This window comes from Paraburkholderia silvatlantica (genome assembly GCF_003096715.1).
Classification (GTDB): Bacteria; Pseudomonadota; Gammaproteobacteria; order Burkholderiales; family Burkholderiaceae; genus Paraburkholderia; species Paraburkholderia silvatlantica.
This window is the reverse complement of the sequence record NZ_QEOL01000015.1, coordinates 119170-134901: the sequence shown is the minus strand read 5'-3', so window position 1 is coordinate 134901 and position 15732 is coordinate 119170. Positions and strand designations below refer to the sequence as shown.

At 64.9% G+C, this 15732-nt stretch carries 15 protein-coding genes; 11 read left to right on the top strand and 4 right to left on the bottom strand.

What is annotated here, in order from left to right; all coding sequences use genetic code 11:
• Window positions 1–211: 211 nt before the first annotated feature.
• From C7411_RS20620 to C7411_RS20600, 5 genes are all read left to right on the top strand, one after another.
• Window positions 212–1069: an NADPH-dependent oxidoreductase gene (locus C7411_RS20620; protein WP_110385909.1), complete on the top strand. Its 858-nt coding sequence runs from the start codon at window positions 212–214 to the stop codon at window positions 1067–1069.
• Window positions 1070–1134: 65 nt separating this feature from the next.
• A complete protein-coding gene (locus tag C7411_RS20615) occupies window positions 1135–2046 on the top strand; it encodes a ketopantoate reductase family protein (protein WP_110385908.1) in 912 nt (303 codons plus the stop codon).
• 90 nt (window positions 2047–2136) lie between these two features.
• A complete protein-coding gene (locus tag C7411_RS20610) occupies window positions 2137–2958 on the top strand; it encodes an alpha/beta fold hydrolase (protein ID WP_243413256.1) in 822 nt (273 codons plus the stop codon).
• A 284-nt stretch (window positions 2959–3242) separates the two neighbouring features.
• Window positions 3243–4604 (top strand): sensor histidine kinase, encoded by a 1362-nt coding sequence (locus C7411_RS20605; protein WP_243413255.1) that lies wholly within the window; start codon window positions 3243–3245, stop codon window positions 4602–4604.
• A complete protein-coding gene (locus tag C7411_RS20600) occupies window positions 4601–5626 on the top strand; it encodes a response regulator (RefSeq protein ID WP_110385906.1) in 1026 nt (341 codons plus the stop codon). The genes C7411_RS20605 and C7411_RS20600 overlap by 4 nt, the downstream gene beginning before the upstream one ends.
• Before the next feature lie 112 nt (window positions 5627–5738).
• Here the strand turns inward: C7411_RS20600 and cqsA are convergent, their stop codons facing one another.
• Window positions 5739–7040: an alpha-hydroxyketone-type quorum-sensing autoinducer synthase gene (cqsA, locus tag C7411_RS20595; protein WP_110385905.1), complete on the bottom strand. Its 1302-nt coding sequence runs from the start codon at window positions 7038–7040 to the stop codon at window positions 5739–5741.
• A gap of 587 nt (window positions 7041–7627) precedes the next feature.
• A complete protein-coding gene (locus tag C7411_RS20590; protein WP_110385904.1) occupies window positions 7628–8797 on the bottom strand; it encodes a GGDEF domain-containing protein in 1170 nt (389 codons plus the stop codon).
• 171 nt (window positions 8798–8968) lie between these two features.
• Between C7411_RS20590 and C7411_RS20585 the strand changes: the two genes are divergently transcribed.
• The 6 genes from C7411_RS20585 to C7411_RS20560 all read left to right on the top strand — a co-directional run bounded on the left by C7411_RS20585 (window position 8969) and on the right by C7411_RS20560 (window position 14273).
• The gene (locus C7411_RS20585; RefSeq protein WP_110385903.1) at window positions 8969–9271 is read left to right on the top strand and encodes a putative quinol monooxygenase; all 303 of its coding nucleotides are present in this window, start codon (window positions 8969–8971) and stop codon (window positions 9269–9271) included.
• A 105-nt stretch (window positions 9272–9376) separates the two neighbouring features.
• A complete protein-coding gene (locus tag C7411_RS20580) occupies window positions 9377–9679 on the top strand; it encodes a DUF2795 domain-containing protein (RefSeq protein WP_110385902.1) in 303 nt (100 codons plus the stop codon).
• Window positions 9680–9845: 166 nt separating this feature from the next.
• The gene (locus C7411_RS20575) at window positions 9846–10196 is read left to right on the top strand and encodes a response regulator (RefSeq protein WP_110385901.1); all 351 of its coding nucleotides are present in this window, start codon (window positions 9846–9848) and stop codon (window positions 10194–10196) included.
• Window positions 10197–10600: 404 nt separating this feature from the next.
• Complete coding sequence (locus C7411_RS20570; protein ID WP_373682617.1) at window positions 10601–11095, top strand: PRC-barrel domain-containing protein; 495 nt, start codon at window positions 10601–10603, stop codon at window positions 11093–11095.
• Between the two features lie 103 nt (window positions 11096–11198).
• On the top strand, window positions 11199–13331 hold the full coding sequence (locus tag C7411_RS20565; RefSeq protein WP_110385900.1) for a phosphocholine-specific phospholipase C: 2133 nt from the start codon (window positions 11199–11201) through the stop codon (window positions 13329–13331).
• A 147-nt stretch (window positions 13332–13478) separates the two neighbouring features.
• Entirely contained in the window at window positions 13479–14273 is a 795-nt protein-coding gene (locus C7411_RS20560) for an SDR family NAD(P)-dependent oxidoreductase (protein ID WP_110385899.1), read from the top strand.
• 125 nt (window positions 14274–14398) lie between these two features.
• Here the strand turns inward: C7411_RS20560 and C7411_RS20555 are convergent, their stop codons facing one another.
• Window positions 14399–14563 carry a DUF1328 family protein gene (locus C7411_RS20555; protein WP_042262158.1) on the bottom strand — a complete coding sequence of 55 codons (165 nt, stop codon included), beginning with the start codon at window positions 14561–14563 and terminating at the stop codon, window positions 14399–14401.
• 242 nt (window positions 14564–14805) lie between these two features.
• Window positions 14806–15651, bottom strand: coding sequence for an alpha/beta hydrolase (locus C7411_RS20550; RefSeq protein ID WP_110385898.1), 846 nt, complete (start codon window positions 15649–15651; stop codon window positions 14806–14808).
• Window positions 15652–15732 lie beyond the last annotated feature (81 nt).

The window sequence follows — 15732 nt, the reverse complement described above, 5'->3', positions numbered from 1 at the left end:
GAGCCCGTTCGAACGCGTGCGCAGCCTCCGATGATACCGGTCACGCGCGAACTCTGCTGGCGCGCCCTTGAGCCTGTGCCCTCGAGCCTGTGCCCTTGAGCCTGTGCCGTTGAACGCCTGTGCCAATCGCCCGAGCCATGTACCATACGGCGTCTGGCGCGGCGATCGATTGCGGCGCGCCATGAATCAACTGTCACGGAGAAGAAGCCCGATGTCCAACGTCACCACGCCCGTACGCCCCGCTGCCGATCTCGCCGATGCCGTGCGCGCCCTCGAAGCGCGCTACGGCACGCCGTGGTCCGCGCCGCTGCCGGCCTGGAACGATACGCTCGACACGCTGCTCGCGCACCGCTCGGTGCGCAACTACGCGGACCGCCCGCTGCCCGACGGCACGCTCGAAACGTTGATCGCCGCGGCGCAGTCGGCCTCGACCTCGTCGAACCTGCAAACGTGGAGCGTGGTTGCCATCGAAAACCCCGAACGCAAGGCGCGCCTCGCCGAACTTGCAGGCGGCCAGTCGCACGTTCGCGCCGCGCCGCTCTTTCTCGTGTGGCTCGCGGACCTCTCGCGCCTCGAAGCCGCCGGCGCGCGCAGCGGGGCGAGCGTCGAAGGTCTGCATTACATGGAGACCCTGGTCGTCGGCATGATCGACGCGGCGCTCGCCGCGCAAAACGCCGTGGTCGCACTCGAATCGCTCGGCATGAGCGCCGTGTATATCGGCGGCATCCGCAATCGGCCCGAGCAGGTCGCCGCGGAACTGGGTCTGCCGCCGCGCGTGCTTCCCGTGTTCGGTCTGTGCGTGGGCTATGCCGACGAAACGCGCCCCGCCGATGTGAAGCCGCGCTTGCCGCAGGAAGTCGTGCTCCATCGCGAGCAATACGATGCGCCTTCGCAGGCGGCCGCCATTGCCCGGTACGACGAAGTCATGGGCGGCTTTCAGACCGCCCAGGGATTGAGCGCGGCGGGCTGGACCGTGCGTTCGCTCGCGCGCTGGCGCAGCCGCGAGTCGCTGCACGGCCGCGACCGCCTGCGCGACGCGCTGGGCGCGCTCGGCTTCGAGCTGCGTTGAACGCGCCGGCACGCCGCGGAACATTTCAGGCAACGAAGTACCCACGCCACACAGGAGAGACGCAAATGAAAGTCGCCGTCATGGGCGCAGGCGCAGTAGGCTGCTTTTACGGCGGCATGCTCGCGCGCGCGGGACACGATGTGGTCCTGATCGGCCGGCCCCAGCATGTCGAGGCCATTACGCGCGACGGGCTGCGCCTCGAAGCGCAGCGGTTCGACGAGCGCATCGGCGCGCCGCATCTCACGGCCAGCACCGAAGCCGCCGCCGTGGCGGGCGCGGACCTCGTGCTGTTCTGCGTGAAGTCGACCGACACCGAGAGCGCGGGCGCCGCGATCAAGCCGCATCTGGGTGCCGACACGCTGGTGCTCACGCTGCAGAACGGCGCGGATAACGCAGAGCGTCTGCGCACCGTGATCCCGCAGGACGTGGCGGCCGCCGTGGTCTATGTCGCCACGGAGATGGCGGGACCCGGCCATGTACGCCATCACGGCCGCGGCGAGCTGGTGATCGAGCCAACGCGCGCGAGCGACGCCGCCGCGCGCACGCTCATCGACGCGGGCGTGCCCACGGAAATCTCAGCCGATGTGCGCGGCGCGCTCTGGGCGAAGCTGATCGTAAACTGCGCGTACAACGCGCTTTCGGCGATCACGCAATTGCCTTATGGGCGTCTCGTGAAGGGTGCGGGCGTGAGCGACACGATGCGCGACATCGTGGGCGAATGCATGGCCGTCGCGCAGGCCGACGGCGTGACCCTGCCGCCGGACATGGACAGCGCGGTGACGCGTATCGCGCAGACCATGCCGGGCCAGTACTCGTCCACGGCGCAAGATCTCGCGCGCGGCAAGCTCAGCGAGATCGATCACCTCAACGGCTATGTCGTGCAACGCGGCGCGGCGCTTGGCGTGCCCACGCCTGCGAACCGCATGCTGCAGACGCTCGTGCGGCTCATCGAGGACAAGGCGCGCGCGGCGATCTAGCGCGCGCCTTTCTGCGCGCACGGTGCCGGCGTCGGCCGTCCAGCGTTTCCGGCTGCGCCAGCAGTTTCAGTCGCGACAATGACAAGCACCATGAACGAAAGCGAATTCGCCGATCTGCCCGCCACGCCTGCGCGCGATGCACTGCGTATCGAATATCGCTGGATCGCCGCAGCCGAGAGCGAGGCGCCGCTCGCCGTGTTCCTGCACGAGGGTCTCGGCTCGATCGCCATGTGGAAAGACTGGCCTGCCGCGCTTTGCGAACGCCTCGGCATGCGCGGGCTCGTTTATTCGCGCCCGGGTTACGGGCGCTCCACACCGCGCGCGCAAGGCGTGCAATGGCCGGTCGATTTCCTGTCGGCGCAGGCGCGCACCGTCTTGCCTGCGTTGCTCGACGCGCTAGGGGTGAGCGCGTCCGAACGCGCGCGCATGTGGCTGATCGGTCATAGCGACGGCGCATCCATCGCCCTGCTCTACGCCGCCGCTTTCCCCGAAGCACTCGCGGGCGCGGTGGCAATCGCACCGCACGTATTCGTCGAAGACATTTCGATCGAAAGCATCGGCGAGACGAAGGTTGCGTATGAAACGACCCGCCTGCGCGAAAGGCTGGCGCGCTATCACGACGACGTCGATTCGGCGTTCTACGGCTGGAACGATATCTGGCTCGATCCCGCCTTCCGGTCCTGGAACATCGAGGACGAACTGGCGTCGATTCGCGCGCCGTTGCTCGCCGTGCAGGCGCTCGATGATCACTACGGCACGATGGCGCAAGTCGAGGCGATTGGCGCGGCCGTGCCGCACGCGCGCGTCCACGCGCTTGTGCAAGGCGGCCATAGCCCGCATCGCGACGCGCCGCAGCCGCTGGACGACGTCATCGAACAATTCGTCTGCTCGCAGCGCAAGCCCGCAAACTGAAGGCCGCACAGGCAAACCCCAGCGCCCTGCAAGCCCCCATCGGCGCCCATCGAATGCCTCCAGACAGGGGCGAATCGATGCACTGCGCATAACACTCCCCCGCCAACGCAGCGCCGAAGCCCATCCAGGGCCAAACCAGCCTCATCGCCGCAATCCTTTGGTGATATTGTCTTTCTTTGCGCAGCGGGAGACGGGGTCCGATCACGCGAACCCAACGGTAAAACGGGGCACCAAAAAAGCGAGACGCAAGAAGACCGGCCGGATCACGCGCGCCGGCCAGAACGATGAGCGATTCCATCCTGATGAACGTGTCAAGAACCTCGGTGCGGCTGAGGCGGGCCTGGGCGTCGATGCGTCCGCGCTTCGTGCGCGCCTTCGCGCCCGCGCTGCGCAACCTGCAATACGTGAAGCGCCGCATGCGCCCGCTCGCCGTGGTGGCGAGCGTGGGTTTCCCGCTTTACTACTACGTCTGGAAAGACCTCTTTCCTCAGCCGTATGAAAATCTCACGCTGCGCCTGATCGGCTCATTGCTGTTCGTGCCGATACTCGCGTTCGAGCGCTGGCCCGCCGCGCTGAAAAAGCTGCTGCCGTGGTACTGGTACTTCTGCACGCTCTACGCACTGCCGTTCTTTTTCACGTTCATGCTGCTCAAGAACAACGGCAACGAAGTGTGGGTGGAAAGCGCACTGATCGCGGCGTTCGTGATGGTGCTGCTGCTCGACTGGCTCATGCTCGTGCTGCAGTTTCTCGTGGGCATCAGCCTCGCGGTGATCGCGTACTGCCTCACCACCTACCCCATCGTGCTCGGGCCGAACTACTTCACGCATCTGGCGATTTTTTCGTTCGCCGTGGCGATCGGCGCGGTGGCCAATTACGATCAGGACCGCATTCAGATCGAACAGGAGCGCGCCATGCTGGCCACGGCGGGCAGCGTGGCGCACGAACTGCGCACGCCGCTCGTGGCGATACGCGTGGGCGCCGCGGGCCTCATGCGCTATTTGCCCGCGCTGCTCGACACCTATCAACTCGCCCAGCGCAGCCGCTTGCCCGTGCCCAAAATACGCGTGGCGCATCTGCATTCCCTGCAAGGCGTGGTAGGCCGCATCGAACAGGAAGCGCTACATTCAAATGCCATCATCGACATGCTGCTCGCCACGGCGCGCTTCACGGGCGGTAACATGCAAAACGCAACGACATGTTCGATCGTACATTGCGTGGAAACCGCGCTCGCGCGTTTTCCGTTTCGCGAAGGCGACCGGCGCCGGGTAATCTGCAATCTGCGCCCCGATTTCGAATTTCACGGATCTGAAATGCTTACCGTTCACGTGCTCTTCAATCTGCTCAAAAATGCCTTCCGGCATATGGGCAGCATCGAAGGCGCGCAGATTTCGATTCGTCTTGAATCAGGGCAAAGGGCCAATCGTTTGATTTTCAGCGATACGGGCACAGGTATTTCCCCTGAGGTATTGCCGCACATCTTCACGCGCTTTTATACTTCGACAACCGCCACCGATGACGTGACGCTCGGAGCAGGAATCGGGCTGGCATTCTGCCGCGATGTCATGCAAGCGATGGGTGGAGCGATTACCTGCTCTTCCGTAAAAGGCGAATATACCGAGTTCGTTTTGACATTCCCTGCGCCATGACGAAAGCCATTCAGCCGTTCTCCTACCCGACCACCGTCGCATTCGTCGACGACAGCGCCGCGTTCCTTTCGAACCTGAGCCTGCAACTCGACCCCGACCTGGCCTTCCGCCTGTTCAGTTCGCCCTCCGAGGCGCTGAAGTTCCTCAATGGCCGTGCGCCGCACGACCGCACGGCAGAGCCTATCTTCAGCCCCTATCTGGACCGTACCGAAGAAAACGATGCGCACCAGGTCATCGCCATGCGCGTCGATGCGATACGTAGCCTCGTACATAACGCCTCGCGCTTCGAGTCGGTTTCGGTCGTGGTGGTCGATTACGACATGCCCGAACTCAACGGCATGGAGTTTTGCCGCCGCATCACCGACCCGTCGATCAGGAAAATCGTGCTGACCGGCAAAGCCGACGAGCACGTGGCCGTGAAGAGCTTCAACGAAGGGTTGATCGACCGCTTCATCCGCAAGCATGAAGTCGATGCGGTGGAAACGCTGAACCAGGCGATCGGCGACATGCAGCGCGCGTATTTCGACCGCTGCTGCAGCACGGTGCTCGACGCGCTCGCCGTTTCCGAATATGCCTTCCTCAAGGATCATGCGCTCGCCGCGCACGTGAAGGGCATTGCCGATTCATTGGGCATCGTCGAGCACTATCTCTCGTACCAACCGCACGGACTCCTGATGTTCGACGGTGTCGGCACCGCGTACCTGCTCGTCATTCACACCGACGAATCGCTGCGCGGCGTGCGCGAAATCGCCGTCGAACAAGGTGCGCCCACAAGCTTTCTCGCGGAACTCGACAGCCGCCGCAGCCTTCCCTACTTCTGGCGCACAGAAGGCTATTACCCGTCACAGTGCGTGGAATGGCAGCCGTATATGCACCCCGCATCGGAGTTTCACGGCGACCGCCGCTATCTCTACGCAGTGGTGAAGAAGCCGGCGGGGCTCGCGCTCGACAACGTGCTGCCCTACGACCGGCATCTCGACCAGCTGGACCGGGAAATCCAGGCGGCGTGGGACTCGCCCTGATTTACGGCGCTGATTGACGACACTGATTGACACTACGTTTTTCGCAGGCCGTAAATCGGGCGCACCCCACGCTGTCGCTGCCTCGCTCCATCCCGCCTCAACCGCGCGCGGCTCAGGCCGCCACGGCCACCATCGGCATGTTCACCACAGCCTGCGGCATACGCACGCGCGCACGGCCCGCGTTGCGTTCGTTGCGGCGCGTGGACGGCCAGTTCCACATCTGCACCTCGTCGCGAATCTCCGCGCATACTTGCACGAGCCGTTCCAGTTCCTCCTCGCACAGCGCCGCATTGAGCGAGAGCCGCACGAGCGAGCGGTTCTGCGCCGTGGCGGGCGCACAGAACACCGAACCGAAAATGCCGCGCGCTTCGAGCGCGTCGCGCAGCACGATCGTCTGCGGTTCCGGCCCGGCTTCGAGCGCAATGATCTGCGTTTCGCTGCCATTCAGGTTGTAGCCAAGCTCGGCAAGCCGTGAGCGCACGTAACGCGCGTTGGCCGCGACGCGCGCGCGCCGCCAGTCTTCGCGCTCGATCACGCTGAGCGTCGCCGCGAGACCCGCGGTTTCATGCGGCAGCAGCGTCGAGCTGAAAATGGCGGGCAGCGCCTCGCACTTGAAATACTCCTGAAACCGGCGCGAACAGCTGATGATGCCCGCGCGCCCGGCAAACGCCTTCGCAAGACTCGCGGTGCGGAAATGCACGCGGTCGATGAGCCCGAGTTCGGCCACCATGCCCGCACCGTGCGGGCCGTGCGTGCCGAGCGAATGCGACTCGTCGACGACCAGCACGCAGTCGTGCTCGGCGCACACCTCGGCAATCGCCGTGAGCGGCGCCACGCTGCCGTTCGTGCTGTACACCGAATCGACGATCACGATCCCGGCCCCGTAACGCTGGATGCGCTGCTCGAGATGATCGACATCGTTGTGGAAGAAACTGATCGCGCGCGCGCCGGCGCTGCGTATGCCTTCCCACAGCGACATATGCGCCATCATGTCGACGTACACCGGCGTCTGCGCATTGGCGATCGACTGGATCAGCCCCGTATTCGCGGCAAAACCCGACTGGCACAGCACGCTCGCTTCGGCCCCCATGTATGACGCGAAGCGGTCTTCGAGCGCGAGCTGCGGGCAATCGTCGCCGTGCAGGAACACGCCCGACATCAGGAGCCCGTTGCCCTCCGAGCGGATACTCATGCACATGGCATCGAGAATCTCGGGGTGACGCGCAATCGAAAGGTAGTCGTTACTCGAAAGGTGCAACGCATCGGCATCGGCAACACGGCCCTTCATGATGTGCCCCCCGGCCCAGCTTTCCTGCACGCGCTCGGTGTAGTACCGATCGACACGTGCTGCGAGGAATGCGGGCAATGCCGCGTCGTTGTTATGTGCGTTACGCCAGTTGCTGCCAACTTTCATCTCAGGCTCCTTGTGGTTAAAGGCCGGCCCCGGAGGCGACTTGTCTGGTCAGGGTGGATTCCGAAAGGCAGGCCCGTAATGTGCCCGCAGCGAAACGACACGCGCGATGAGGCCTGACGTGCGCATTCCGGCAGCGGACTTTCGAATGTGGGTGATGCAATGACTGGCGAGCGCGTGAGTCGCGGCGCGCGGCGGGGAGCGGTCACGGCCGGCGGCGCCAGAGCGCGCTTGAGAGAAAACCAATGCGGGCGCGTGGCGCCGGGAGCAGGCGCCTTCATATCCGCACGAATCCCGCTTCGCGTGATCGCCACTGGTTACAAGGGAAGAAACGCCCGCCCGAAAATATTTGAGGCGCGCCACGAGAGGCCACCTGGACCCACGCCATGCAGCGAAAGCGCCTTCACGCTGCACGCAACGTCAGTCGCGCCATTGATAATTATCGTTTAAAAACAGCGCTGTTAAGCCCTTCGCAGTGCGCAACTATGCGTAGCGCATGGAGTTTCGACAAGGATTGCCCGTCGCGCCGCGAAAGGGCGCGAGCGTTGATTCATCGTGCATAGATTGTGCGAAAGAGACCGGCGGAATCGTCAGATGGCCACGACGCGGTCGCGCCCGCGTGACTTGGCGACGTACAGCGCGGCGTCGGCGCGCGCCATCAACGTGACGAGCGAGTCTTGCGCCTGGAGTTCATCTACGCCTGCGCTGAACGTCAGGCCGTCATGGGCCTCCTCGCCCGATTCGCCCGCGGGAGTGTCGGCGCTGCGGCGCACGGAGAGCGTCAACACGCGCAATTCATCGAGCCGCGTCACGACCTCGTCGCGGGTCATGCCCACGAAGAGCAATGCGAATTCCTCCCCGCCGAGGCGGCCGAATACGTCTCCCGCGCGCACGCCGCCCTTCACGACGCGGCAGAACTGCGCGAGCACGCGGTCACCTGCGGCGTGTCCGTAGCGGTCGTTGATCGACTTGAAGTGATCGATATCGACAATCGCGAACGCGACCCGCTGGCCCTTCCCGCGCGCGGCTTCGAGCGACGCGCTCGCCTGGGCGAGAAAGGCACGGCGCGTAAGCGCGCCGGTCAGTTCGTCCTGGTTCGCGAGGCGTTCGAGCCGTTCGGCCATGCGATCGTGCGCGAGCAGAACCATGCCGATCGAAAGCGCGGGCAGCACGAGAATGCCGAGTGCAAGCCACGCGACGTTGAGCGGCGTGGAGTCGAGCAGCCCGTACTGCTTCACGAAGCCGCTGCCGTACATCACCCCGCGCAGCGCGTGCGCGAATGCGCCCAGCCAGGCCGCCAGCGTCACGAACCGGTAACTGTAGACGGGGCGCGCGGGCGGGCGGCAACGCCATGCGAGCCAGCCGATCGACGCGTAAATGGCCGCATGGAACGCGGAGACGACGGCCACGCGCGCGCCGAGGCTGGGCGCGACCCAGTACCACCACACAATACCCGTTGCGAGCGCAACGGTTCCTGCGTAGGCGAGCGGCACACGCGGCTTGAGCCCGAAGAACTCGCGGCAGCCCTCGAGTATGCACACCACGGCTAGCGCCAGCAATGTATTCGAAACGAAGACGGTGAGGATCGGCAAGCCGAGCCGTTGCATGCCGGCGAGCAGGATCGCGATGCTCGCCATCAGGTAGGCGCCGATCCACCGCCCGACACCGGGAATACCCGCAGGCCGCAACGAGCCGAGAATGGCGAGGCTCATGATGCTCGAAAGCACCGTGACGAGAAGAATATTGACCGGATCTAGCATGTACGGCGTGGTCTGAAGATATGTCCGGGTTTACGGCATCATTTTGAAAAACATTCGTTCCGGCCAGCAGGGGCAGGCTGGAAAAACGCGCCGCGCCCTCCCGACGCTTGACGAACGCCCCGAAGGACCGCGACCATGCCTGAGACGCCACGACCTGACAGGAGCCACGTCATGACCCAACATGCGTTGTACGTCGAGCTGCACGCGCAGCCCGGCAAGGAAGAGGAGCTGGCGGCATTTCTCGCGAGCGCGAAGCCGTTGGTCGATGCAGAACCCGCCACGCTGGCCTGGTTCGGCGTGCGCTTCGACGCCACGACGTTTGCGATCTTCGACGCCTTCGACGACGAAGCCGGCCGCAACGCGCATCTGAACGGCCAGGTGGCCGCGGCATTGATGGCGCGCGCGGGCGAGCTGCTGGCTGCGCCGCCACAGATCCGCCGCGCAGACGTGCTCGCCGACAAGCTTCCCGGCTGAACTCCCGCCAGATTGCCCGAGAGGACGTGCGCGCCTGCGCGCACAGGTAAAAGGCGCCAGGAATGGCACCTGCGGGAAGCGTCGCGATCTTCGAAGGAGAAGCCGATGAAGCCTGGTTCCGCTTGCGAGGCAACCCGGGCTGATACCCCAGACGCGGCGCGTTCGAACGCAGCGGCGCTGAGCGGGCGCGTGCTGCACGCCCTCGAACGCGTCACGTGGCCCGCGCACCCCGCCACGCTGATCGAAAGCGCCGAGCGCAGCGGCGCGCCGCGCGACGTGATCGACGCCTTGCGCCGCCTGCCCGACGAGGCGTTCGGCAGCTTTCCCGAAGTCTCGGCGCTCATCGTCGCGGCGCAGTTGGGCGTGTGCGGCTCGACCGCCCAACGGGGCTCAGCGACGCAAGGATGACGAACGAAACTGAAACGATGCCGGCGCCTGATCTCGATTGCGTGCTGCGGGAACAGGAATTGCGTTCTGTGGACGGCCGCCGGAGACCGCCGGTCCGCCGCGACGCGATCGCGAAGAACAAAGGCACAGCCGCCATGATTGGCCGGGCCACTCACGCAAGAAACGTATGGCAACCGTATTACTAGTCGACGACGACACGAACGCGCTCGATGCGCTCAAGGAACTGGTCGGGCAGGAGGGTTATCGGGTCAGGACCGCCGCAGACGGTTCGGATGCCCTGCGAAGCGCGCTCGACGACCCTCCCGATATCGTGATCTCCGACTGCATGATGCCGGGCATGGACGGCCTCTCCCTCATGCGCGAAATGAGGCGCAGCAGCAAGCTCGCGGGCGTGCCGCTCGTGCTCGTCTCTGCGCTTGTCACCCCGCCCCCCGACGCCGACGTCGCGGGCTTCCTGCGCAAGCCCTTCGCGGTTTCGCAACTGCTCGACATCCTCCACCGGGTCGCCACGCCCTGACAAGCTTGAGCCTCGTTCACCGCATGAACGATTTACATCATCGTTGTAGCGACTGACGCGCCGGTTCGCGGACGTTTTCCTGATTCGGTGTCCTGACCGGTCCCTGATCGAAGACCTCGTCTGGCACGCCACGGCATGACCGATGCTGTGGAATCTGCGTAGCCGGTCCATTTAGGGACCGGCATGGTATCGAACCCTGGCCGCACCGCGACGTGATGCGATGCGCATATCCGAAGGAGGTCGAAATGAGCGAATACGCAGGCCGGTCGCACGACGAGCGCGTGGCGCAACGCAAGCGCGAGAAGAAGGGCGCCACGGAGCCGCCGGGCGGCGATATGGCCGTGCACGGCACCGAGCCCGATGCCACCCACAGCAGCGGCGAGCTCTCTGAGCAAGGCAAGGAAGTGTGGCGCCAAGGAGCGGGCCTGGACGGCGGCGGCGCAAGTATCGTCGGCCGCGACCGCTCGGCAACGCCGGGTCCCGGCCCGGAAGTGATGGCGGCCAGTACGCTGGGCGGCGACCGCGTGCTGAGTTCGGACGGCGACGAAGTCGGCAAGGTCAAGGAGATCATGCTCGACGTGGAAAGCGGCTGCATTGCCTACATGGTGATGTCGAGCGGCGGCTTTCTCGGCATTGGCGACAAGCTGCTCGCGGTGCCGTGGAATGCCCTCACGCTCGATGCGGCACGCAAGTGCTTCGTCATCGCGCTCGACTCCGAACGCGTGAAGAACGCGCCGGGCTTCGACAAGGGCGAATGGCCCTCGATGGCGGACCGCACCTGGGCCAGCTCCGTGCACCAGTACTACGGCCGGCAGCCGTACTGGAGCAACGACGCCGCGAGCCTGCCGCTGGACGAGCCGGGCCGGGAGCCGCCAGAGGCCGGAGGCGTGAAGCTCTGACGCGCGCGCACGCGCACCGGCAACCCTTCATCGAGCGCCCGCGGCGGCGCCAACGTGTCATGCTAATGGTCGCGAACACAACGACAATAACGCGCCCCCCCCCATGACTTCGATGGACCGCCGTGATTTCCTTCGCGCCGCCGCTGCGGGTGCGACGCTCAGCCTGGCTCCGCCCGCCATCCAGCGGGCGCTGGCCATTCCTGCAAACAACGCAACCGGAACGATTGAAGACGTGCAGCATATCGTCGTCTTCATGCAGGAAAACCGCGCGTTCGACCACTATTTCGGCACGCTGCCCGGGGTGCGCGGCTTCTCGGACCGCATCACGATTCCCTTGCCCGACGGTGCCAACGTGTGGCAGCAAAGCGACGGTACACGCATGCTGCTGCCGTTCTACCTGGACAGCCGCAAGGGCAACGCGTTGCTCGCGGGCGGCGCACACAACTGGGCCGACGCCCACGAGGCCTGGGACCATGGCCGCATGACGCATTGGCCAAAGTTCAAGGGCGAGGCCTCGATGGGCTATTTTCAGGCCTGGGACCTGCCATTTCATTTCGCGCTCGCCAACGCCTTCACGGTCTGCGACGCCTACTATTGCTCGCTGCACGGCGGCACCAATTCGAACCGGCTCTTTCTGTTCAGCGGCACGAACGGCCCCACGGCTTCGTCTTATGCCGTGGTCGACAACAATGGTTGGGACAACATTGGCGCGCCGTCCACGGGCCTGAAATGGACCACGTATCCGGAGCGCTTGCAGGCCGCAGGCGTGACGTGGAAGGTGTACGAAAACCAGCCCGATAACTACTCCGACAATCCGCTCGTCGGGTTCGCGAGCTATCGCACGGTGCTCGAGGCGATCGAAGGCTCGCCCAACGTGCCGTGGACCCAGGCGCTCGACGCGCGCGAGCCGCTCTATAAGGGTGTCGGCAATACGATGCCCGATGGCGGCTTCCTGCAGGCGCTCAATGACGACATTGCGGCGAACCAGTTGCCTCAGGTGAGCTGGATCATCGCGCCGCCGGCCTACTCCGAACACCCCGCCGTTTCGACGCCAGGCCAGGGGGCGTACTATCTCCAGAAGCTGCTCGAAGCGCTGACGCGCAACCCGGACATCTGGAGCAAGACCGTGCTCTTCGTGAACTTCGACGAGAACGACTGCTTCTTCGATCACATGCCGCCGCCTTGTCCGCCCTCGCCCATCAAGGACGGTGAGTACGCAGGCAAATCCACGGCCAGTACGCGCCACGAATACTTCACCATGCCGAACCCGCCAGGCGACGGCAAGCCGGTCGCGCCAGACGGCTTGCCGTTCGGGCCCGGGCCGCGCGTGCCGATGATCGTCGTCTCGCCGTGGAGCACGGGCGGCTATGTGAACTCCGAAGTCTTCGATCACACGTCGGTGCTGCGCTTTGTCGAAACGCGCTTCGGCGTGCGCGAACCGAATATCAGCCCGTGGCGGCGTGCGGTATTCGGCGACCTCACTTCGGCATTCAACTTCAGCACGCCGAATGAAAAGCCCGTGCAGGCGTTTTCCGCGCCGACGAAAGCGCAGGCCGATGCGTTGAACAAGCAGCAGAACGCGCTCAAGCCCGTGCCGGCGCCACAGGCCGGCATGCAGACCATGCCGCAACAGGCGCGCAAGGCACGGCCCTCGCGCGCACTGCCGTACCGCCTCAACGTGGATGCGAGCGTCGACGGGCGTCATCACAAGGTCCAACTGGAGTTCGGCAACGAAGGGCAAGCAGGTGCCGTCTTTCACGTGTACGACACGCTTCACCTCGACAGGTCACCGCGCCGCTATACCGTCGAAGCAGGCAAGACACTGCGCGACTCGTGGACGCCCACCGCCGCCGACGACGGCGCGTACCGCCTGTGGGTGCTCGGCCCGAACGGCTTTCATCGCAACTTCGAGGGCAACGTGCGCGCGGCGGCACATGGGCCCAATCCCGAAGTGCGCGTGCGGTACGACCCCGCGAGCCTTGCACTCGAGTTGAGCATCGCGAATCGCGCGAGCGAGGCTTCGAACGTGAGCGTGGCGGCCAATGCCTACCGCAGGGACGGGCCCTGGACTTACGCGTTGCGTGCCGGCGAACAGGTGCAGTCGAACTGGGCGCTCGCGGACTCGGGCGGCTGGTACGACTTCACGCTGAGCGCGGAGAACGGCGTGCTAAGGCGCTTCGCGGGCCGTGTGGAAACCGGCAGGGACAGCGTGAGCGATCCGGCGATGGGTGCGTGAGACGCCTGAGCAAGCATCCAGAGCGCCTGAGCAGTACACTGCCCGTTCCCTTCACGATGGCCGCGCGCGACGTTGCGTCCAGAACGTTCAATACGCGTACAACGCGCGCTCGCAAGCGTGGCCAGCCTCCCCCCTCAAGGAGCCCGCATGAAAATCGATCTGACTGGAAAACTCGCGCTCGTCACCGGCTCGGCGGCGGGCATCGGTCTTGCCGCGGCCAAGGGCCTCGCGCTCGCGGGCGCCGACGTGATCGTCAGCAGCCGACGCACCGAAAACGTGCGCGAAGCCGAGGCTGCGCTGCGCGCCGCTGCCCCCGGCGCGCGGGTGCAGGGCTTCGTCGGCGATCTTTCCGGCGCTCAAGGATGCGACGCGCTCGTGAAGGCGCATCCGCAGGTGGACATTCTCGTGAACAATCTCGGCGTGTTTCAGCTGCAGGACTTCTTCGAGATTCCCGATGCCGAGTGGCTGCGCTTCTTCGAAACCAACGTGATGTCGGGCGTGCGTCTCTCGCGTGCCTATGCGAATTCAATGGTCGAGCGCGGCTGGGGGCGCATCGTGTTCATCTCGTCGGAATCGGGATTGAACATTCCCGCCGACATGATCCATTACGGCATGACGAAAACCGCACAACTCGCGCTCGCGCGCGGCCTCGCCAAACGCCTTGCGGGCACGGGCGTCACAGTCAATTCGGTGCTGCCGGGCCCGACACTCTCGGACGGCGTGACGCACATGCTGAAGGACGAAGTGGCCGCTTCGGGCAAAACTGTCGAGGAAGTCGCCGCGCAGTTCGTGCAGACGCACCGTGCTTCTTCCATCATCCGGCGCGCGGCGAGCGTGGAGGAAGTGGCGAACATGATCGTCTACGCGTGCTCGAAAGAGGCTTCCGCAACCACCGGCGCGGCCCTGCGCGTGGACGGCGGCGTGGTGGATACCATCGCGTGACGTGCCCGGCTGCAAGCGAGATGATTTAATTCGTCATACCAGGCATCGAGACGCAGCCGTCGAATGCAAAAATGCAGCCCGCGCGGGCGGGCTGCGATTCGACTGCAACCAGCGTGGCTCGCTGTTTAGCCCCTTCTCATGACGCCGAGCAGCAACGTGACGAGGAAGATCACGAGGAAGATGAAGAACAGGATCTTGGCGATCGATGCCGCACCCGCCGCGATGCCGCCAAAACCGAACACGGCCGCGATGATCGCGATGATAAAGAAAATAACAGCGTATTGAAGCATGACGTCCTCCTGCATCCGGTGCGAACCGGCTCAAGGGTGGTCGCCGCGCCCCGGCGCCGCGTGCGGTCGCCCGATGCCCGGCATCTGGTTGAACAGGACGGATCTACGCGCCCGCGCCTGCAGGATCATGACAGCAAGCGCGGTGCCCGAGACCGGGCAGTCGTTCGCGGGAATGGTGTAACTGAACTGGAAGGATGTCGGCAAACACGCGCGCGCCGCAAAAGCGCGCGCTTCGTGACGCGTTACGCCACTTGTGGATGCCAGCCGGCGCGCTGGAACGCCGTGGCGAAGAAAAGCACCTGGTAGCGGATCGAGTTCGACCAATAGGACCACGTATGGCCGCCTGGACGTTCCGCGTAGTCGTGAGGCACGCCTAGCTCGACGAGCTTTTCGTGCAGCGTCCGATTCGATTGCACGAAGAAGTCGCTCACGCCGCAGTCGATGGTGAGCGCGATATGGGCGTGTTCGAAGTCCTGAGCGCTATCCACGATCGCGTTGCTGTTCCAGAACGACGCGTGCCGCGCGGGATCGCCGAATACGTGATCGATGCCGGGTTCGTCCTCGCAGTTGCGCGGATCGACGGCGCCGCTAATGCTGCCGGCCGCGCCGAACGTCTCCTGCCGGTCCAGCGCGATGCGCAGCGCGCCGAATCCGCCCATGCTCAAACCCGTGATCGCGCGCGCCTCGCGCGTGGCGATCGTGCGGAAATGCGTGTCGATATACGACACGACCTCGCTGCCCACATACGTTTCATAACGGCTGCTCCGATCGAACGGGCTGTCGATGTACCAGCTCTCGTGACCGCCGTCCGGCATCACGAGCACCACGTGATAGCGGTCGGCGAGCTTGCCGATGCGGGTGTTCGAGGTCCAGTCGGCATAGCTGCCGCCCGAGCCGTGCAGCACGTAGATCACCGGAAAGCGCGCGGCGTGGTTGCCGCGCGCGTAGTCGTCGGGCAAGACGACGGTCGCGTCGAACGTGCGCTGCATCGCGGCGCTGGGAATCGAAACGACACGCGTCTGGTAGGCCCAGACGGGAGCACTGAAAAGCAGCGCCAGAACGAACCAGCATGCGCGGACAATAGCCATGAGAAGTCGCTCTTGTATTGACTGCCACGAAGGACAACTGCTTTCGTGGACTCTAACAAGGGCCACTTACAACCAAATTTC